This is a genomic window from Collinsella aerofaciens (assembly GCF_028209885.1).
Taxonomy (GTDB): Bacteria; Actinomycetota; Coriobacteriia; order Coriobacteriales; family Coriobacteriaceae; genus Collinsella; species Collinsella aerofaciens_BA.
In genome coordinates this window covers 40,145-57,988 of the sequence record NZ_JAQLEM010000008.1, presented here as the reverse complement: position 1 = coordinate 57,988, position 17,844 = coordinate 40,145, and the positions used below count along the sequence as shown (strand labels likewise).

Annotated in this window: 18 protein-coding genes and 5 tRNA genes; 6 read left to right on the top strand and 17 right to left on the bottom strand. The window is 58.7% G+C overall.

All coding sequences use genetic code 11. The annotated features are described in order from the left end of the window. Positions 1 to 64: 64 nt before the first annotated feature. Positions 65 to 1,981 carry a BMP family ABC transporter substrate-binding protein gene (locus PMX21_RS03370; RefSeq protein WP_161145283.1) on the top strand — a complete coding sequence of 639 codons (1,917 nt, stop codon included), beginning with the start codon at positions 65 to 67 and terminating at the stop codon, positions 1,979 to 1,981. Further along, positions 1,978 to 2,688, top strand: coding sequence for a metallophosphoesterase family protein (locus tag PMX21_RS03365; RefSeq protein WP_271758036.1), 711 nt, complete (start codon positions 1,978 to 1,980; stop codon positions 2,686 to 2,688). Before PMX21_RS03370 ends, PMX21_RS03365 begins: the two co-directional genes overlap by 4 nt. A 125-nt stretch (positions 2,689 to 2,813) precedes the next feature. Here PMX21_RS03365 and rplA read toward each other — a convergent pair whose 3' ends face one another. From rplA to PMX21_RS03310, 11 genes are all read right to left on the bottom strand, one after another. Further along, on the bottom strand, positions 2,814 to 3,521 hold the full coding sequence (rplA, locus tag PMX21_RS03360) for a 50S ribosomal protein L1 (protein ID WP_022093892.1): 708 nt from the start codon (positions 3,519 to 3,521) through the stop codon (positions 2,814 to 2,816). A gap of 117 nt (positions 3,522 to 3,638) precedes the next feature. Next, positions 3,639 to 4,067, bottom strand: a complete 429-nt coding sequence (gene rplK / locus PMX21_RS03355; protein WP_022093893.1) for a 50S ribosomal protein L11 — start codon at positions 4,065 to 4,067, stop codon at positions 3,639 to 3,641. A 120-nt stretch (positions 4,068 to 4,187) separates the two neighbouring features. Beyond that, positions 4,188 to 4,724: a transcription termination/antitermination protein NusG gene (gene nusG, locus PMX21_RS03350; RefSeq protein ID WP_006234984.1), complete on the bottom strand. Its 537-nt coding sequence runs from the start codon at positions 4,722 to 4,724 to the stop codon at positions 4,188 to 4,190. A 3-nt stretch (positions 4,725 to 4,727) separates the two neighbouring features. After that, positions 4,728 to 5,066 (bottom strand): preprotein translocase subunit SecE, encoded by a 339-nt coding sequence (secE, locus tag PMX21_RS03345; RefSeq protein WP_035137537.1) that lies wholly within the window; start codon positions 5,064 to 5,066, stop codon positions 4,728 to 4,730. 76 nt (positions 5,067 to 5,142) lie between these two features. Next, positions 5,143 to 5,218, bottom strand: a tRNA-Trp gene (locus tag PMX21_RS03340). Positions 5,219 to 5,231: 13 nt separating this feature from the next. Next, positions 5,232 to 5,381 carry a 50S ribosomal protein L33 gene (gene rpmG, locus PMX21_RS03335; protein WP_022093895.1) on the bottom strand — a complete coding sequence of 50 codons (150 nt, stop codon included), beginning with the start codon at positions 5,379 to 5,381 and terminating at the stop codon, positions 5,232 to 5,234. Between the two features lie 279 nt (positions 5,382 to 5,660). Continuing rightward, a complete protein-coding gene (gene tuf / locus PMX21_RS03330; protein WP_035137538.1) occupies positions 5,661 to 6,851 on the bottom strand; it encodes an elongation factor Tu in 1,191 nt (396 codons plus the stop codon). Between the two features lie 96 nt (positions 6,852 to 6,947). Beyond that, positions 6,948 to 7,024, bottom strand: a tRNA-Met gene (locus tag PMX21_RS03325). Positions 7,025 to 7,027: 3 nt separating this feature from the next. After that, a tRNA-Thr gene (locus PMX21_RS03320) sits at positions 7,028 to 7,103 on the bottom strand. Positions 7,104 to 7,113: 10 nt separating this feature from the next. Beyond that, positions 7,114 to 7,195: transfer RNA gene (locus tag PMX21_RS03315), tRNA-Tyr, on the bottom strand. Positions 7,196 to 7,840: 645 nt separating this feature from the next. Continuing rightward, a tRNA-Thr gene (locus PMX21_RS03310) sits at positions 7,841 to 7,915 on the bottom strand. Positions 7,916 to 8,139: 224 nt separating this feature from the next. Between PMX21_RS03310 and PMX21_RS03305 the strand changes: the two genes are divergently transcribed. Next, a complete protein-coding gene (locus PMX21_RS03305) occupies positions 8,140 to 9,480 on the top strand; it encodes a DNA-binding protein (protein ID WP_271758034.1) in 1,341 nt (446 codons plus the stop codon). Between the two features lie 27 nt (positions 9,481 to 9,507). Here PMX21_RS03305 and PMX21_RS03300 read toward each other — a convergent pair whose 3' ends face one another. The 6 genes from PMX21_RS03300 to disA form a co-directional block, all read right to left on the bottom strand. Continuing rightward, complete coding sequence (locus tag PMX21_RS03300) at positions 9,508 to 10,185, bottom strand: NYN domain-containing protein (RefSeq protein ID WP_271758032.1); 678 nt, start codon at positions 10,183 to 10,185, stop codon at positions 9,508 to 9,510. Positions 10,186 to 10,188: 3 nt separating this feature from the next. Continuing rightward, positions 10,189 to 11,103, bottom strand: coding sequence for a 23S rRNA (guanosine(2251)-2'-O)-methyltransferase RlmB (gene rlmB, locus PMX21_RS03295; protein ID WP_271758031.1), 915 nt, complete (start codon positions 11,101 to 11,103; stop codon positions 10,189 to 10,191). Between the two features lie 143 nt (positions 11,104 to 11,246). Further along, positions 11,247 to 12,713, bottom strand: a complete 1,467-nt coding sequence (cysS, locus tag PMX21_RS03290) for a cysteine--tRNA ligase (RefSeq protein WP_117647641.1) — start codon at positions 12,711 to 12,713, stop codon at positions 11,247 to 11,249. 3 nt (positions 12,714 to 12,716) lie between these two features. Then, the gene (gene ispF, locus PMX21_RS03285; RefSeq protein ID WP_006234975.1) at positions 12,717 to 13,211 is read right to left on the bottom strand and encodes a 2-C-methyl-D-erythritol 2,4-cyclodiphosphate synthase; all 495 of its coding nucleotides are present in this window, start codon (positions 13,209 to 13,211) and stop codon (positions 12,717 to 12,719) included. Further along, positions 13,201 to 13,929: a 2-C-methyl-D-erythritol 4-phosphate cytidylyltransferase gene (gene ispD / locus PMX21_RS03280; protein ID WP_117646055.1), complete on the bottom strand. Its 729-nt coding sequence runs from the start codon at positions 13,927 to 13,929 to the stop codon at positions 13,201 to 13,203. The genes ispF and ispD overlap by 11 nt, the downstream gene beginning before the upstream one ends. Further along, positions 13,929 to 14,969 (bottom strand): DNA integrity scanning diadenylate cyclase DisA, encoded by a 1,041-nt coding sequence (gene disA / locus PMX21_RS03275; protein WP_006234973.1) that lies wholly within the window; start codon positions 14,967 to 14,969, stop codon positions 13,929 to 13,931. Before disA ends, ispD begins: the two co-directional genes overlap by 1 nt. 374 nt (positions 14,970 to 15,343) lie before the next feature. Between disA and PMX21_RS03270 the strand changes: the two genes are divergently transcribed. From PMX21_RS03270 to PMX21_RS03260, 3 genes are all read left to right on the top strand, one after another. Continuing rightward, the gene (locus PMX21_RS03270) at positions 15,344 to 15,928 is read left to right on the top strand and encodes a manganese efflux pump MntP (RefSeq protein WP_055250325.1); all 585 of its coding nucleotides are present in this window, start codon (positions 15,344 to 15,346) and stop codon (positions 15,926 to 15,928) included. A 120-nt stretch (positions 15,929 to 16,048) separates the two neighbouring features. Further along, entirely contained in the window at positions 16,049 to 16,519 is a 471-nt protein-coding gene (locus PMX21_RS03265; RefSeq protein WP_271758027.1) for a helix-turn-helix domain-containing protein, read from the top strand. Positions 16,520 to 16,522: 3 nt separating this feature from the next. Next, a complete protein-coding gene (locus PMX21_RS03260) occupies positions 16,523 to 17,827 on the top strand; it encodes a type II toxin-antitoxin system HipA family toxin (protein ID WP_271758025.1) in 1,305 nt (434 codons plus the stop codon). The last annotated feature ends 17 nt before the right edge of the window (positions 17,828 to 17,844 follow it).

Here is a 17,844-nt window from a genome sequence, read left to right as displayed (position 1 = left end):
TGGTGGTTTTCATTCGTGGTACCATGGTTCATATAGTTGTTTAAACGACTAAGGGAGCAACATCATGGAAGAGGCCTATCGTCAAGCACGCAAGCGCGGCGAGCAGGGACGCCGTCGCGCCATCAGCCAAAGCGAGCACCCGTACCTTACGGACCTCGACAGCCTCGTTGCCCAGCTCCCCTTAGGTCAGCGAGAGAATGTCGGCCTAAGGGATATTCCGCTCGAAATGGTCGTCGGCACAGTCACCAAAGGCCGTCAGTCCGCCTTTTCATGCAACTTTATGCCCCTGCTGCCGTTTAACACTGAGTTCGCCCGCAAGTGGTCCAACCTCTACGACATCCAGGTAACCGAGGGCTATCGTGATCCCATCATCGTCACCGAGTTCATGCATCGGTTCTATGTCCAGGAAGGCAACAAACGCGTCAGTGTCCTCAAATTCCTGGACGCTCCAACGGTTTCGGCCAGGGTCACCCGTCTCTACCCCGGCACATGGGATTCCGTCGAAAGCCGCCTGTACGGTGAATTCTGCGCGTTTTGGCGCGTCTGCCCCCTATACGAAATCGAGTTCTCGCGTGAGGGAAGCTACGAGACGCTCGCCAAGATGCTCGGTCGGAACCTTATCGAAAAATGGCCGCAGAAAAAGGTCGACTACCTGCGCCACACCTTCCTGCTCTTTAAGCGCGCCTACCTTCGCGCAGGCGGCGACCACCTGGACATTACGCCCGCCGACGCCATGCTCGTCTACCTCAATGTGTACAACCAGGACCGCCTGCTGGATACGCCGACGGATATCGTCGTAAACCGCCTGTGCAAGATTTGGCGCGAGCTGGTCATTGCCGGCAAAAACGACGAGGACAAGGTCGATCTTGTCGAAGCGCCGAGCGTCGATGAGGAGGAGTCGCCCGCCAAGTCCACCTCCGGCGTGCTCAACTTCTTTATGGGCAAGACTGTCTATTCGGCGGCCAACCCCCTGCGTATCGCCTTTATCCATGAGTTCCCCTGTGCGGCGTCGAGCTGGGACAGTCTGCACGACCAAGGACGTCAGTATCTCGATGAGCACTTTGACGGTATCGTGCGCACCGAGGCGTTCGAAGACTGTCACGATCCGGACGTGTTCTACGCCGCCGTGGAAACGGCTGTCAAACATGGAGACAACGTCATCTTCTCGACCTCGCACCGCCTGATGGAATACACGCTCAGAGCTGCCGTTGAGTATCCCCAGGTTCGGTTCCTTAACTGCTCTATCGGCCTTCCCCACCAAAGCGTCCGTTCGTACTTTGGCAAGATGTACGAGGCCAAGTTCCTCCTGGGCGCCCTTGCCGCCAGCATGGCGGACAACCATCGCATCGGCTACCACGCGTCGGTCTTCGCCTCGGGCGCACTCAGCGAGATCAATGCCTTTGCCATCGGTGCCTCGCTGCTCGACCCCCGCGCGCAAATTATCCTCACCTGGGGCGATGTGCCCGCCGGCGGTCTCGCCGAGGCCATGTGCCGCGAAGGCGTGAGCGTCATGACCGGCGCTGACATGTCAAAGTCGCTCGAAGACCCTACGGCCTACGGACTCCACCGCCTGGTCGATGGCAAGGTTACCGGCATCGCCATGCCGGTATGGAACTGGGGCCGTTACTACGAGCTCATCGTTCGCAGCCTTCTGCACGGCACGTGGGACGAGACCAGTGACGACAACCAGGTTCGCGCCGTCAACTACTGGTACGGCATGAGCTCGGGCGTTATCGATATCCGTTACGCTCCGGGCCTACCCTACCAGACGCGCAAACTCGTGCAGTTGCTCCGCAACGGCATTGTCGAGGGCTCCATCAACCCCTTTGGCGGCGAGCTCCACAGCCAGAACGGCGTGGTACAGATCGAAGGCTTCCCTCCGCTGCCGAGCACGCAGATTGTCGAGATGAATTGGCTGGCGGATAACGTGGTAGGCACCATTCCGCAGCTCGACGATGAGCCGAAAGTCCCTGCCCTATGAAAATCCTTGCCATAGCCGATACCGAAGAACGATGCCTTTGGGAGTGCTTTCGCAAGGAACGCTTTGAGGGTGTCGACCTGATTTTGTCCGCCGGCGATCTGGACCCGGACTATCTTGAGTTTTTGGTCACAGTCATCAACAAGCCGCTCATCTACGTGCGCGGCAATCACGATGATCGCTACGCACGTCATGCACCGGGCGGATGTATCTGCGTGGAAGACAGCGTGTACACGTACCGAGGGATTCGCATTGCGGGCCTTGGCGGGTCCATGCGTTATCGCGACGGCGCCAACATGTACACCGAACGCGAGATGTCCAAGCGCATGCGTAAGCTGTCGCGTAAGGTTAGGATGGTCGGCGGGTGCGACATTCTGCTTACCCATGCGCCCGCCGCCGGTATGGGTGATCTGGACGATCTACCGCATCGAGGGTTTGAGTGCTTTAACACGGCACTTGAGTCCTGGGGGGCCGACTACATGGTGCATGGGCATGTACACCAAAGCTACGGTTACGATTTTCAGCGCGAGCGGCAGCATATGTGTGGAACGACGATCATCAACGCCTGCGGCTATACGCAGTTTGAGCTCGACCAGACGCGCTACCCCATCCGTGGCTGGCAGGCAGCCTGGCTCAATTCGCAAACCATGCGCCGCGAGCTCAAACGCCACGATGCCATCGAGTCCTCAACCGCCAGAACCCCCTGGTAACCACCACAAAGGCGACTGTCTACTTCGTGTTGGTTTTAACCCGAGATAGCAAGAAACCCGGTCCTGCACAAGGCAGAACCGGGTTTCTTTAGCAATGCTTGCTTTGCTCAGGCAGTAACTAGCAGTTACTCAGCCAGGAAGTCACGCTGGACAGCGGGATCGACCTTGACGCCAGGGCCCATGGTGGAAGACACGGAGATGGACTTGACGTACTTGCCCTTAGCAGAAGAGGGCTTGACGCGCAGGATCTCGGTGTACAGGGCAGCGTAGTTCTCGACGAGCTGCTGCTCAGAGAAGGACTTCTTGCCCAGGGGCACGTGGCAGATGCCGTAGCGGTCGGCGCGGTACTCAACGCGGCCAGCCTTGAGCTCGGAGACCATCTTGGCGACGTCCATGGTCACGGTGCCGAGCTTGGGGTTCGGCATAAGGCCACGGGGACCAAGGATCTTACCGATGCGGCCAACCTTGGCCATCATGTTCGGCGTAGCGATAGCGGCGTCGAAGTTGATCTCGCCCTTCTGGATCTGGGCGACGAGCTCGTCGGAACCGATGATGTCGGCGCCGGCAGCCTCGGCCTCGCGGGCCTTCTCGCCCTCGGCGAAGACAGCAACACGAACGGTCTTGCCGGTGCCGTGGGGCAGGGAGATGGAACCACGGATGTTCTGGTCAGCCTTACGAGTATCGATGCCCAGACGGAAGTGGGCCTCGACGGTCTCGTCGAACTTGGCGGTGTCGAGCTCCTTGATGAGCTTGGCAGCCTGAAGGGGGGTGTAGAGCGTGGCGCGGTCGATCTTCTCGGCAGCGGCGTTATAGCTCTTACCATGCTTAGCCATGTGCATTACCTCCTGTGGTTAAACGGGCGTGAGCCCTCCCACATCGTTTCGTGTGCCCTATTGCACACATTTAACGGGCGCCCCGGTCGGAGCACCCGTCGTTACCATAAGAAATCGCTACTCAGCGATGGTGACGCCCATGGAACGGGCGGTACCGGCGATGATCTTCTTGGCGGCGTCAATGTCGTTGGCATTGAGGTCCGGCATCTTGATCTCGGCGATCTTGGTAAGCTGCTCCTGGGAGAGCTGACCAACCTTGTCGGCCTGGGGCTTAGCGGAACCAGACTTGAGGTTGAGCTCCTTCTTGATGAGGTGAGCCGCCGGCGGGGTCTTGGTGATGAAGGAGAAGGACTTATCCTCGTAGACAGAGATCTCAACGGGGATGATGTCGCCCTTCTTGTCCTGCGTCTCGGCGTTAAAGGCCTGGCAGAACTGCATGATGTTCACGCCAGCAGCGCCCAGGGCGGGGCCGACGGGAGGAGCGGGGTTAGCTGCACCAGCAGGAATCTGGAGCTTAATGACGTTGGCAACCTTCTTCTCAGCCATGGTCATTCCTTTCGAATCACGAGTGTGAAGTACTTGCTATATCGTAAGCACGCACGTGTTAGAAGCACTCCTGAGATGAGCAGTCACAGAAGAAGCACGCTCGCGCGAACGGACGAAAACTTAAGCGATGACAGCGACCTGGTTAAAGTCGAGCTCGACCGGCGTCTCGCGGCCAAAGATCATCAGCGTGACCTTGAGCTTGCCAGCCTCGGTGTTAACCTCGGAGACCTTGCCATCAAAGTCGGTAAGCGGGCCATCGGTGACGCGGACGGACGTGCCGACCTGAATATCAACCGAGGTGCGCTTGGGCGAATCGCCCTTACCGGGACGACGAGTCATCTTGTTGTACTCGTCGCGGGAAAGCGGAGCGGGCTTGCCGTTGCCGCCTAGGAAACCGGTGACGCCAGGCGTGTTACGAACGCACGTCCAAGCATCGTCATCCATCTCCATGCGGACCAGGACATAACCCGGGAAAATCTTGGAATCCTTGGTCTCACGCTTGCCACCCTCTTTAATCTCGGTGACGCGCTCCATAGGAATCTCGATATCAAAGATACGGTCCTGCATGCCCATGGTCTCGATACGATGCTCGAGATCGGACTTAACGCGGTTCTCGTATCCAGAGTAAGTGTGAACGACGTACCAACGCTTAGACATGGTTTAGCCCCTCAATCCAGAGAACAGAGCAAGAGCCTCGCCAAAGCCAGCATCGAGCAGAGCGATGACGACGCCGACGACGATCAGAGAAGCGCAAACGACAACCGAGTAGTTCACGAGCTCCTTCTTATCGGGCCACGTGACACGCTTCATCTCGGACTTGACCGAAGCGAAATACTTCTTGGTGCGGGCGAAGAAACCAGGCTTCTCGTTCTTCTTGGACTTCGCAGCCTTCTCGTTCTTCTTGGCAACGGCCTTCTTGGCCTCAACCTTGGAGTTGGCGGCAGCTTTGTTGGCAGGTGCCGGCTGCTGAGCCTTCTTCTTGTTCTTCTTGTTGGCCATTTGGGTTACCTCCGCGCAATGCGCTTATACATGAGTAAACCGTAAGCCCCCAAGTGGGAGCTTACGGAATAATGACTGGCACGCCAGGAAGGACTCGAACCCTCAACACTCGGTTTTGGAGACCGATGCTCTACCAATTGAACTACTGGCGTATGTGACTAGAGACTAGCGAGTCTCTTTGTGCAGCGTGTGGTGACGGCACCAGGGGCAATACTTCTTGATCTCCATACGATCAGGCATGGTCGACTTGTTCTTGGTGGTCGTATAGTTGCGGCGCTTGCACTCAGTGCACGCAAGAGTAACTAGAGTACGCATGTATCCTGAACCTTTCATTTCCGCCCCGTACGGGCACGAGTTGTTACTTTATCAGCTCCACGTAAGTGCTGTCAATGAAAACCTCGAGTCAATTGGTTCTCGGTGGATCCATTCATATTTGGAACACATCAATGAAGCCATCGAGAGCTAATCGACGGTGCATCCAGGACCATTATCGATCCTCTCGACACCAGCAACGGCTCAATATCCATTGCAGAAAAGAACCCGGCACCCATATAAGTGCCGGGTTCTCTAAGTCAGCTATATCAAAGAGCTAATTTACTCAATGATCGTGGAGACGATGCCCGAACCGACGGTGTGGCCACCCTCGCGGATAGCGAAGCGCAGGCCCTCCTCCATGGCGATCGGGTGGATGAGGTCGCCCTCGATGGTGATGTGGTCACCAGGCATAGCCATCTCGGTGCCCTCGGGGAGCTTGACCGTACCGGTAACGTCGGTGGTACGGAAGTAGAACTGAGGACGATAACCATCGAAGAACGGGGTGTGACGGCCGCCCTCCTCCTTGGTCAGAACGTAGATCTCGCCGGTGAACTTGGTGTGCGGGGTAACCGAACCGGGCTTGCAGAGAACCTGGCCGCGCTCGATGTCCTCACGCTTGATGCCGCGGAGCAGCAGACCGACGTTGTCGCCAGCCTCGCAGAAGTCCATGGACTTACGGAACATCTCGATACCGGTAACGACGGTGTTCTGGGTATCCTTGATGCCGACGATCTCGACGGGCTCGTTGAGCTTGAGCTCACCGCGCTCGACACGGCCAGTAGCAACGGTACCACGGCCGGAGATGGTCATAACGTCCTCAACGGCCATCAGGAACGGGAGGTCGTTGTTACGAGCAGGCGTCGGGATGTACTCGTCGACGGCCTTCATGAGCTCGCGAATGGCGTCCATCCACTTGGCGTCGCCCTCGAGAGCGCCCAGAGCGGAGCCACGGATGACGGGGATGTCGTCGCCGGGGAAATCGTACTCGGAGAGGAGCTCACGGGTCTCCATCTCGACGAGGTCGATGAGCTCGTCATCGTCGACCATGTCGCACTTGTTCAGGAAGACGACGATGTAGGGAACGCCGACCTGACGGGCGAGCAGGATGTGCTCGCGGGTCTGAGCCATGGGGCCGTCGGTAGCAGCGATGACCAGGATAGCGCCGTCCATCTGAGCAGCGCCGGAGATCATGTTCTTGACGTAGTCAGCGTGGCCCGGGCAGTCAACGTGAGCGTAGTGACGGGCAGCGGTCTCGTACTCAACGTGGGAGACGGAAATCGTAATGCCGCGCTCGCGCTCCTCGGGAGCCTTGTCGATGTTCTCGAACGCAGTGAAGTCAGCCTTGCAGCCCTCGGTCTCGGAGAGAACCTTGGTGATGGCAGCGGTCAGCGTGGTCTTGCCGTGGTCGACGTGACCAATGGTGCCGATGTTAACATGCGGCTTAGTGCGCTCAAACTTCTCTTTGGCCATAAAGCCCTCCTCTTAACAGGTCGTCCCCGGACGGGACTTTGCCTTTATACCATAGTGGCCTCTCAACATACTATTGAGAAGCCACCGTGTTACCTATGGTAGCGGTGACTGGATTCGAACCAGTGACGCCACGGGTATGAACCGTGTGCTCTAACCAACTGAGCTACACCGCCGGATGGAGCCTGCAACCAGACTTGAACTGGTGACCTCTTCGTTACCAACGAAGTGCTCTACCGACTGAGCTATACAGGCACTTGACGGGTGGGAGCTATAGGATTCGAACCTATGTAGGCAGAGCCAACGGGTTTACAGCCCGTCCCCATTAACCACTCGGGCAAACTCCCAATCGTTCAAGTATCCGCAGGTTCTTTGGTCTTTTGGACCGCCGCCCCCGCGAACGAAGAAGATAATACGATGCAACCTTGGGGGCTGTCAACGAAAACCTCTAGATACACGGCCCCGGGCGTATCTATATACCTTTGACCTGCTGTTTTGTTGAGTTGGGATATGAGGGACGGTGGTTTTGGATACTGAGGTGACGTTTCCCAAGGTAACACTTTGGTGTAGTAGAGTACACCTTCAGGATCGAGCTTCGATAACAGCCTATTTGCACCTATATATAGGTCGAGATCGGAGCTTCCCCGGTGCAATCAAGTAGACCAGGGGCCTCACCGTTTTCATCTCAATCTGTAACAGTAAGAGGGTCATTCCTCTCCTATCTGTTACAGATCGAGATACTACGCGGCGACCCCGGCTTACGTCTCACTCTGTAACAGCTAGAACGGTTTTCAGCCTCTTCGTGTTACAGATCGAGACGTTATCGGCCGTCCTTTGGCATTGTCTCGATCTGTAACTATAAGGAGGGTTTTCAGCCCACCCGTGTTACAGATCGAGACAAACCTGAAGCTTGGTGGGAGTCAAACCCACTTACATGTCGACATAAATAGAAACGGGCCCTGTCCCACAAGGAACAGAGCCCGAAACTCTCATGGAGCCAGTGACAGGAATCGAACCTGCAACCCACTGATTACAAATCAGTTGCGCTACCGTTGCGCCACACTGGCACACTTGGCGCTTTCGCGCGAAGCCTGTTAAGAATAAAGGAATTACGGACGGGGCGCAACAGGCCACACGGCGTTATATAAATATGCAAAAACCAGCAACAACAGGTACCAGGCCCGTTCATTTCTGTCGGTTCGCCCTCAATCTCAAAACTATTCGTCAGAACGAATAGTTTTAATTACAATTGCTATATATAAAACTATTCGTTTTGACGAAGGGTTTCGTGATGCTTACTACCAAGGAAGCCGCCGAGCTGCTCGGCATCACTCCGCGCAGGGTGCAGGAGCTCATAAAAAACGGAGCACTTGATGCCCGCAAGGCTTCTGGTGTATGGCTCATCGACAAAGACAGCGTCGACACGCGACTCCGCTCCGTGACCAAAACGGGAGGACGTCCCCGCCGCGGCCACGGTAAGAGCGAGATCGCGTTCACCCTCATGAACCGCACGCACGAAGTCGCTCAGCTGGTCTACAACACATCGCGAAAAGACTTTACCCACATCGGCGCCGACATCGATTACGCCCACGCCCCTATTGGGGTATTTGGCCCCAATAGCTCCGTATCGCTCGACTCCTTCCGCATCTGGTGGCGCGGTCGCGGTATCCCGCTCGCACGCATTGGGCTAGCCTCCCTGCTTGCAGAAGCCGCAGTCGATGTTCCCGATGAACTCGTACAGCGAAATCTTGGCCTCTCCTTATCCGACCAGTATTGGATTAGACCCCAAGATTCCGGTCTCGTCTGGGAGGATATTAACTTCTTCAATAACGCCTTTGATGACGTCTCGCTGTCCATTGCGCCCTTTGCCCCAGAGGGAAAAGCGGCTGCCGCAAAGCCCGATAACACCTCGGACGGCAATCTTCAAAAGTACTGGACGTGCGAGGGCGGGCGTCGAATTCTGCATAAGGCAGGAGCGCACCTGAACCAGGAACCTTATAACGAGCTGGTGGCGACCGCGCTCCACCGTCGCATCCTAAACGCCTGCGATTATGTACCTTACTCGCTCGAGGGCACGGGCACTTCCGCCCTGAGCATATGCGATGTCTTCTTAACTGATGAAGAAGAGTATGTCCCTGCGTTCTATGTAAACCAGCACGCAAACGCAGATGAACGGCTAACTGACTACGAGCGATACGTAGCAAACTGCGAGGAACTCGGGGTGACAGGCGTCAAGGATGCCCTTGACCACATGATCGTGTGTGACGACATCATCGCCAACTACGATCGTCATTGGCGCAACTTCGGCCTCGTGCGAAACGTCAACTCACTAGTCTGCAGACCAGCCCCCATCTTCGATTCGGGCTCATCGCTCTGGTGCAACATATCTCTAGATGAGCTTAGGGCAGGAGAGCACAGTTTTGCCAGCGCGCAGTTCCATTCAAGTCCCGCGAAACAAATGTTGCTTGTTGAGGATATGAACTGGTTTGACGGGGAGAAACTCGAAGGTTTTGTCGACGAGGCAATCGAGATTCTGTCTAAAAACGATGCCCTAGCAGCGAGACTGCCTTATCTAAAAGAGGCGCTAACGTGGCGCCTCGAAAGAATGATCGACATCGCTGAATGGAGTTAGCGAGGCAGCATTGCCCCGCCAACTCCCCTACCTCCCGCGCAGGGCCATGAGCTTGGCCAGCGCCTCGGGGCTCAGGCGGCTGCCCAAGGTCATCTTGATCTGCGGAGCTTCCTCTGCCTCGTGAACGTCGTTATCGATCTGTTTGATCTCGTCCACCAGCATACGGCTCGAGATGCGCGTAACGCCCTTGCCCATGACGACGGCCTGGATCGTGCCGTCGCTCGACACCACAGAGCACGCACGGCCTTCCTCGCGTGCCTCGATGCAGAGCTTCTGTACCACGGTATCGGCAGAGACGCCCGTCGGCGAAAACTCGATGCGCACGCCACGAGCCGGCAGGTTGGGGCGCTCGCTGGAGATATTGCCCGCGCCGTCGAACACGATCACGGCCTCGTAGCGGCCTTGGGCAAAGGCGGCGACGTCGTTGATGAGTGCGGTGCGCGCCATATCGTGGACGTCGCTGGAATACGGATCGTCGGAATGGTCGTACACAAGCTTTTCGTAGCGCGGCGTGCAGTGGATCACGTTGTAGCCGTCGACCACCAAAAGCTCGGGCTTATTGGAGTGCACCGTCGAGACCGGGTCGGCGATGGCCTGCGCAAACGCATTGCCGCCCACGCCGTAGGTCGCGGCCGAAACAATCGGCCTGGCCGAGCCCTCACCAAAGCGCTTGGCCTTGGACTTGGCACGGTTCTTTTTGGACATGCGCTACTCCTCCCCCATGAGCTCGCCGGCGTTGCGGCGCAGCCACTCAAAGCACAGCGCCGTGGTCGCCTGGGCAACGTTGAGGCTCTCGGTCATGCCGCGCTGGGGAAGCTTGGTCAAAAAGTCGCATTTCTCGAGCACCAGGCGCGAGATGCCGTCGCCCTCGGAGCCCATGACGAGCGCCACGCGACCTTCGAAGGGAGCATCCCAGCAACTGCCCTCGGCGTGCTCGGAGGCACCGCCCACCCAAAAGCCAGCGGCCTTAAGATCATCAAGCGCACGGGCGATATTGGGCACCTGCGCGATGGGCAGGTGCATGACGGCACCGGCAGAGGTCTTGTAACTACCCACGGTCACGCCGGCGGCGCGCTTGTTGGCGATGATGACGCCGGCCGCGCCCACAACCTCGGCGGAGCGCACAATGGCGCCAAAGTTGCCGTCGTCGGTCACATGGTCGAGTACGATGACGAGCGCCGGACCGTCGCCCGCGCGGTCGAGGATATCGGCGACATCGGCATAGGGGAAGTTGCCAACCTCGAGCGCAATGCCCTGGTGAGCGCCATGGCTCGACAGTGCGTCGAGCTGCGCGCGCGGCACATACTTAATGCGGACACCCGCGGCATTGAGGTCGTCGACTAGGCGCGACAAGGCGGCATCGCGCTCCCCGCCCTCGGCAATGAGCGCGCACTTGATGGGAAAACCAGTGCGCAGCGCCTCGGCGGCAGCACGACGACCTTCGATAAACTCGCCCTTGGGAGCCTGGACAGCGTCTCGGTTGCGATCGCGCTGCGGGCGTGCGGCCTGGGTGCGATCGCGCTGGCCCTTGGGAGCGGCAGCGCGATCATTGCGGCGAATCGGACGCGAGCCAGAAGCAGCCTGCTTGCCGCCACGAGGCGCACGCTTGCGATTGTCGGCCATAAAACGGCCTCCTTAAAAAGATAACGAACAAGAATCGACCGTCCGAGCCACGGCACCTTGCCTTTCAATCGTCGGGCATGACCACCAGGTCTATGCCCTCCTCTTTCAAGGCAATCTGCCGCACCTCGAACGGTCGACAAATACTAGAGACTCTTAATACGAGTGCCGGCGGCGGTATCCTCGATCGTCAGGCCCAGGTCCTTGAGCTGATCACGGATGGCGTCGGCCAGATCCCAGTTCTTGGCGGCACGGGCCTCGGCACGGGCCTCGAGAATCTTGGCAGCGGCCTCGTCCACGTCGTCGCCCGTGTAGGCAACCAAACCGGCGGCAACGCCCAGCAGGCCCAGCGGCAACTCGACCTTGGGCTCGGGAAGCTCAACGCCAAACGTATCGAGCAGCTCGGCCAGCGTATCGGCGGCAGCCAGGACTGCGGCCTTGTCGGCAGCATCGCCCGCCTGCTCCAGGTACTGGTTGCACTCGGTCACAAAGCCAAAGACAGCACCCATGGCACCGGCGGTGTTAAAGTCGTCGTCCATGCACTCCTTAAAGGTGGCACGGGTCTCGGCGGCCTTGGCGGCAAACGCCTCGGATGCTGCCTCATCGGCATCGGCCGTCGCATGGTTCGCGGCCCAGCGCAGGTTCTCGACCGTACCGGCGATACGCGTGAGCGAGTTCTCGGCACCCTCCAGGCGCTCCCAAGAAAAGTCGAGCGGCGAGCGATAGCTCGTCTGCAGCATCAGCAGGCGCAGGGCGGCAGCGGAGTGCTGCTCGAGGACCTCGGCCAGCGTAAAGAAGTTGCCGAGCGACTTGGACATCTTCTCGCCGTCTACCAGCAGCATGCCCGTGTGCATCCAGGTGTTGGAGAAGCCCTGGTGCCAGGCGCAGGTGGCCTGAGCGCACTCGTTCTCGTGATGCGGGAAGGCAAGGTCGGAGCCGCCGCCGTGGATGTCGATCGGAGTGCCCAGGTAGCGATGCACCATGGCGGCGCACTCGGTGTGCCAACCGGGACGGCCCTCGCCCCAGGGGCTCGGCCAGCTGGGCTCGCCGGGCTTGGCGGCCTTCCACAGGGCAAAGTCGAGCGGGTCGTTCTTGTCCTCGTTCTCCTCAATGCGTGCGCCAACCATAAGGTCGTCGATGTTGCGGCCCGAGACCTGACCATAGTTGGGATCGCTGCGCACGGCAAAGTACACATCGCCGTTATCGGCTGCGTAAGCGTGGCCCTGCTCGATAAGCGTCTTGATCATGGCGATCATGGGGCCGATCTCCTTGGTGGCGCGGGGGCGCACATCGGGATCGAGCACGTTGGCGGCGCGCATGACGCCGATGAACTTGTCGGAGAACTCCGTCGCGACCTCGGCGGCCGTACGGCCCTGCTCGTTGGCGCGCTTGATGATCTTGTCGTCGACATCGGTGAGGTTCTGGGCGAACGTGACCTCGTAGCCGCTCGCGATGAGCCAGCGGCGAATCACGTCAAAGCTGATGAACGTGCGGGCGTTGCCGATGTGGATGTTGTCGTAGACCGTGGGGCCGCACACGTACATGCGGACCTTGCCGGACTCGATGGGCTGGAACTCTTCCTTTTTATGGGTAGCGCTGTTGTAGATACGCATTCGTTACTCCTTAACGGTTTTCTGTAGCAGGCAGACGGCCCAGGCGCCGATTCCCTCGCCCTGGCCTTCCCAACCGAGCTTTTCGGTCGTAGTGGCGGCGACGCCCACGTTTTCGACGTCAACGCCCAGGGCATGGGCAAGGTTGGCGCGCATGGCATCGCGGTGCGGGGTGATCTTGGGTTGCTGGCAGGCAATGGTGCAATCGGCATCGACAAACTCGAAGCCCAGCTCGCGCGCATAGTCCATCACGCGAGCGAGCAGCACCATCGAATCGGCACCCTCATAGGCGGGGTCGGTATCGGGGAATAGCTTGCCGATGTCTCCCCCGCGGCAGGCGCCCAGAATAGCGTCGGCCAAGGCGTGCGCGAGCACATCGGCATCCGAGTGGCCCAGCAGGCCGCGTTCGTAGGGAATGTCGACACCGCCGATGATACATCGACGCCCCTCCACCAGACGGTGGACGTCGTAGCCATGGCCAATGCGCAGGTTACTGAACATGGGGAAGGTCCTCTCCCTCGGCCATGCGGCCAAGCAGAATCGCGGTTACGGGACGCAGGTCCTCGGGCACCGTCACCTTAAGGTTATCGCGCGGGCTCTGGACACAGCGGACGCGCCCGCCCATGCGCTCGACCAGCGATGAATCGTCAGTACCGATAAAGCCCTCGGCAATCGCCGCGGCATGGGCGCGCTTCATAGCATCGACGCTAAAGATCTGCGGCGTCTGCGCGGCCCAGTACAGCTCGCGCGGCGGCGTCTCGACGATGTTGTCGCCATCGACGATCTTGAGCGTGTCGATCGCGGGCTGACCGCACACGACACCGTCGAGGGCGCGGTCGCCCACAAGCACGTCGATCGCGTGGTCGATGGCCTCGGTCGTAATGAGCGGACGAGCACCATCGTGAATGGCAACGTATTCAAAGCCCGCCGGAACCGCATGCACGCCGGCACGGGTGGAATCCTGGCGGGTATCGCCGGCATCGGCAAAGCTGATGGGCGTGTCATAGTCAAACGGGTCGATGGCAAGGCGGCGCATCTCGGCACGGCGCTCGGCAGGGCAAACCACGACGATGTGGCCGACCTTGTCGCTACGATCGAACGCACGGATGGACCAGCTCATGAGCGGACGGCCCGCCACGTTAACGAGCTGCTTGCCGCCGGGATTTCCAAAGCGCTGGCCGCTGCCACCGGCAACGACCACGGCGCATACGGGCGCCATTATGCGTTCCCCTGTTTGGTGCCCTTCATGCGGTACAGGGAGTCCGCAAGAATGGCAGGGTTGTTAACGCCAAAGTCGCCCAGGCGCTCCGGATCCTCGCTGATGTCGTCCATGAGCTCCTGCAGCGAGCCGTACTCGTCGACGATCTTCTCGGCCACGCCGTCACGCACGACGGACACGCGCGAAAGCGTGCGCAGGCCCAGCGGCGTCATGACGGAGTCCTCGTCCAGGTCGTCATAGCCCAGAACTGCCGCCACGTGCTGCGGGTCGGATAGGTCCTTAGGCGTCATACGGGCAAGCTCAGCGCGGATCTTCTCGGCGTTGGCCTCAGAGGAATCGCTTGCGTAGTCGCGGATCATCAAGTCGTATTCGGTATCCATGCTGGAGCCCGCGAGCTGCTCGAGCTGCATCTGCACGAGCTTGCCCTGGTTACCCAGCTTGACGATGCAATCCTTAAGCTCGGTCTTTGCCTGTTGCATGATCTCGAAACTCGAGAAGATGCCGGTGATGTCGGCGAGCGTAACGTAGTCGTCGAGCTCAAGGGCCGTCAGGCGCAGCAAGGAGCGGTCGAGCGACTGACGGGTGGTCTGGAGCGTGGCGACGAGCTGGTTGACCGAGCTCATGATGGTGGTGACGGGCTGGATCTCGTAGCTCTTGCCGTGAACGTACACGTTAACGACGGCGCGACGGGCCGAGACCGAGATCACGATGGCATCGGTGAGCACCGACATGCGAGCGGCAGTACGGTGACGCATGCCCGTCTCACTCGTGGCAAGCGAGGGATCGGGATTGAGGTGGAAGTTGGCGCGCAGGATCTGGGTGAGGTCGCCATCGATAACGATGGCGCCGTCCATCTTGGAAAGCTCGAACAGGCGGTTCGAGGTAAACGAAATGTTGAGCGGGAAGCCGTCGTTACCGGCAGCAAGCACGTTTTCGGTGTCGCCGACGCAGATAAGGGCACCCAGGTGACCGGCAATGATCATGTCGAGGGCGGTGCGGATCGGCTGGCCAGGTGCCGTCAGGCGAATGGCCTGTTCCATACGCTTTTGCAGCTCGTTCTTATCCAAGGCATCGCTCCCATCGTATACGCTCCATAAACGTCAATAAGTTTCTCACGGTTTGCCCCTGTGACGCCCGCAAAATCCGATGCTTACAGAATGAGCGAACACAGCTGAGAGCCCCAATCCAAATGAGCTGCTTATGTGGTAGCATCGGGATTCGCATAAATGAGGGAGTAGTCGCGTGGCCGGTTTCGCCTCCGGTGGCGCGGCAAGTCAACATACTGGCCGATGCGGCCTGGCTTGCCTTAATGAACGAGACTCGTGGCTGTGCGCGCAACGCGTACGCCACGGGTCTTTTTTGTTGCTCCCCCAAGAGGTACACGCGGGCCCGCCCGCAGAGAGGGAGCCAGACTATGGGACTCGCAGAGCTCGTATTGCTCGCTATCGGCCTTTCGATGGACGCCTTTGCCGTATCCATCTGCAAGGGCCTTGGCATGAAGAAGATCAACCTTAAGGTCGCCGTAGTGCTCGGCCTGTTCTTTGGCGGCTTCCAGGCCGGCATGCCCGTAATCGGATGGGCGCTCGGCAGTCAATTCATGAGCATCATCGGACCCATCGACCATTGGATCGCCTTTATCCTTTTGGCCTTTATCGGCGGCAAAATGCTGTGGGAGGCCTTTACCGAAGACGAGGATGAGGACGAGAGCGACGGCAAGGATGCCGAAAAGATTGACCTGGGTGAGTACCTGATTCTGGCTATCGCCACCTCAATCGACGCCCTGGCCGTGGGCATCTCATTTGCTGCGCTCTCGGTTGACATCGTTCCCGCTGTATCGCTTATCGGAGTCACAACGTTTATCTTCTCCGTCGCCGGCGTAGCGATCGGCCACACCTTTGGCGAGCGCTACGAAAAACCCGCCACCATCGTGGGCGGCGTCGTGCTCATCCTCATCGGCCTCAAGATTTTGCTGGAGCACCTGGGGATTTTGGTGCTGTAAAACACCCTTCAAAACTAAACGTCCGTATGAGGCCTCATGCAGAGTTTTGCATGAGGCCTTTTCATGCAGACTTTTGCATGTCATACTGATATGCAAAAGTCTGCACGTTAGGAGATCGCCGTGGATATCCTTCCCATCACCACACCGCGCCAAGCTGGCATCTACGTGCGTCAGGCACGCGAGGCGCAAGGGATCACCCGTGCCGTCCTCGCTAAAAAAGCCGGTGTTTCGGAGCGCCTGCTCGCATCGCTCGAGCTGGGAGATGCCACGGGCATTCGGCTCGACAAGCTGCTGGCAGTTTTCGGTGCTCTTGGACTGGCGCTCGCCTCTCAAGGGGATATCGACGAATCGAAAAACGAGCAACCAGTCGACGCCCCGCATGCTGATTTGCAACCTCATAGTACCCCCAGGCGCCATCACGCTCAACGTTTTCACCATCGCAACCGTCGCAGCGCAGCCGTTCCGGCTCTCGCAGATGTCCCCTTTACGTCCGAGCTCTACGACAGGGCCTTCGCCGATTTCGCCATGTCCAATCTCGGAGTCTCGATTGCCGCAAACGCATCTAACCAAACCAAGCCCGAAGGGAAATAGCCAATGGCCAGAACATCACTTCGGACCATTATTTGCGGCGTACCTGCGGGAACGCTCACGCAAGATGAGAACGGTCTTATCAGCTTTACCTACGATCATGACTATGACGGGCCAACCCTATCGACCAACATACCCGTATCAAATCGCACATACGGCCAACAGGTCATGAATCCGTACTTGTTTGGCCTTCTACCCGACAGCGAGGACCAACGAAAAGCGATTGCCGCCGAATTCAACGTTAGGCCCAACAATCCCATTGCGTTGCTCAGCCATATCGGACTCGACTGTCCGGGCGGAGTGCAGTTTTGTGCCGAAGAAGATGCCGACGCCGTCCTGCATCGCACTGGCGACTACCGCCCTATAGACGACCACGAAATTGCTCTCCGTCTCAAGTCGATCAGAGATGACCGCGATGCATCGTGGATGGGTCTAGATGAAAGTTGGTCACTTGGAGGCAACCAGGGCAAGTTCGCGCTCGCGTTCATAAACGGCCGCTGGTGCGAATGCATGGGCTCCTCGCCCACAACGCATATTTTCAAAAATGGCGTTATCGGATTTAAACTCGAGGCTCTCAATGAGTTTGTCTGCATGAAAAGCGCCCAGCGCGCCGGTATCGCAACGGCAAACGTCGAATATCGTATGTTTGAGGACGAACCTGCCCTCATTGTTGAGCGCTATGACCGCGTGAAAGTCAAAGACGGAACGATCAGGCGCCTACATCAAGAAGACCTCTGTCAGGCACTTGGGGTGATGCCCGCCCAAAAGTACACGGCAGACGGCGGCCCGACCACACGCGACATTCAAGAGCTCCTCGTAAATACGAGCCACCATCAACTTAACCTGTATCTGTTTACGCAGATACTGTTCTTCAACGCCATTATCGGCGCACCGGATGCGCACGCGAAAAACTATTCCCTGCTCCTTGGAAACGGCGGCACAGCTATGATGGCCCGTATGTATGACGTTGCATCGGGGCTGGCATACGAACGTATGCGGCGAAAAGCGCGCCTTGCCATGAGCGTTGGCGGCGAAAATCGTGTGGGGCGCATCGGTCCAGGCGCTATCCGCCGATACCACGGTATGGGAGACCCCGCGCTGGAGGCGACGCTCACCGATGCCGGGCTATCCGAGAAGTTTTGCTTTGCGACCATGATGGACCTCGCCTACGAGGTACCCATTTGCATGGAAGAGGTCATGGACGAATACGCCGACCTGCCCGGCATGGCGGACCTGCGCGAGCATATGCTCGGCCCCGTCCGCGAAAACTGCCAGCGCACCCTCGACCTCATCAGGGCAGAAATGGACTAGGTGACCGTAATTTCGCA

Coding starts and splice junctions, on each gene's coding strand:
- PMX21_RS03370 (WP_161145283.1), top strand. CDS start 65: ATGGAAGAGGCCTATCGTCAAGCACGCAAGCGCGGCGAGCAGGGACGC.
- PMX21_RS03365 (WP_271758036.1), top strand. CDS start 1,978: ATGAAAATCCTTGCCATAGCCGATACCGAAGAACGATGCCTTTGGGAG.
- rplA (WP_022093892.1), bottom strand. CDS start 3,521: ATGGCTAAGCATGGTAAGAGCTATAACGCCGCTGCCGAGAAGATCGAC.
- rplK (WP_022093893.1), bottom strand. CDS start 4,067: ATGGCTGAGAAGAAGGTTGCCAACGTCATTAAGCTCCAGATTCCTGCT.
- nusG (WP_006234984.1), bottom strand. CDS start 4,724: ATGTCTAAGCGTTGGTACGTCGTTCACACTTACTCTGGATACGAGAAC.
- secE (WP_035137537.1), bottom strand. CDS start 5,066: ATGGCCAACAAGAAGAACAAGAAGAAGGCTCAGCAGCCGGCACCTGCC.
- rpmG (WP_022093895.1), bottom strand. CDS start 5,381: ATGCGTACTCTAGTTACTCTTGCGTGCACTGAGTGCAAGCGCCGCAAC.
- tuf (WP_035137538.1), bottom strand. CDS start 6,851: ATGGCCAAAGAGAAGTTTGAGCGCACTAAGCCGCATGTTAACATCGGC.
- PMX21_RS03305 (WP_271758034.1), top strand. CDS start 8,140: ATGCTTACTACCAAGGAAGCCGCCGAGCTGCTCGGCATCACTCCGCGC.
- PMX21_RS03300 (WP_271758032.1), bottom strand. CDS start 10,185: ATGTCCAAAAAGAACCGTGCCAAGTCCAAGGCCAAGCGCTTTGGTGAG.
- rlmB (WP_271758031.1), bottom strand. CDS start 11,103: ATGGCCGACAATCGCAAGCGTGCGCCTCGTGGCGGCAAGCAGGCTGCT.
- cysS (WP_117647641.1), bottom strand. CDS start 12,713: ATGCGTATCTACAACAGCGCTACCCATAAAAAGGAAGAGTTCCAGCCC.
- ispF (WP_006234975.1), bottom strand. CDS start 13,211: ATGTTCAGTAACCTGCGCATTGGCCATGGCTACGACGTCCACCGTCTG.
- ispD (WP_117646055.1), bottom strand. CDS start 13,929: ATGGCGCCCGTATGCGCCGTGGTCGTTGCCGGTGGCAGCGGCCAGCGC.
- disA (WP_006234973.1), bottom strand. CDS start 14,969: ATGGAACAGGCCATTCGCCTGACGGCACCTGGCCAGCCGATCCGCACC.
- PMX21_RS03270 (WP_055250325.1), top strand. CDS start 15,344: ATGGGACTCGCAGAGCTCGTATTGCTCGCTATCGGCCTTTCGATGGAC.
- PMX21_RS03260 (WP_271758025.1), top strand. CDS start 16,523: ATGGCCAGAACATCACTTCGGACCATTATTTGCGGCGTACCTGCGGGA.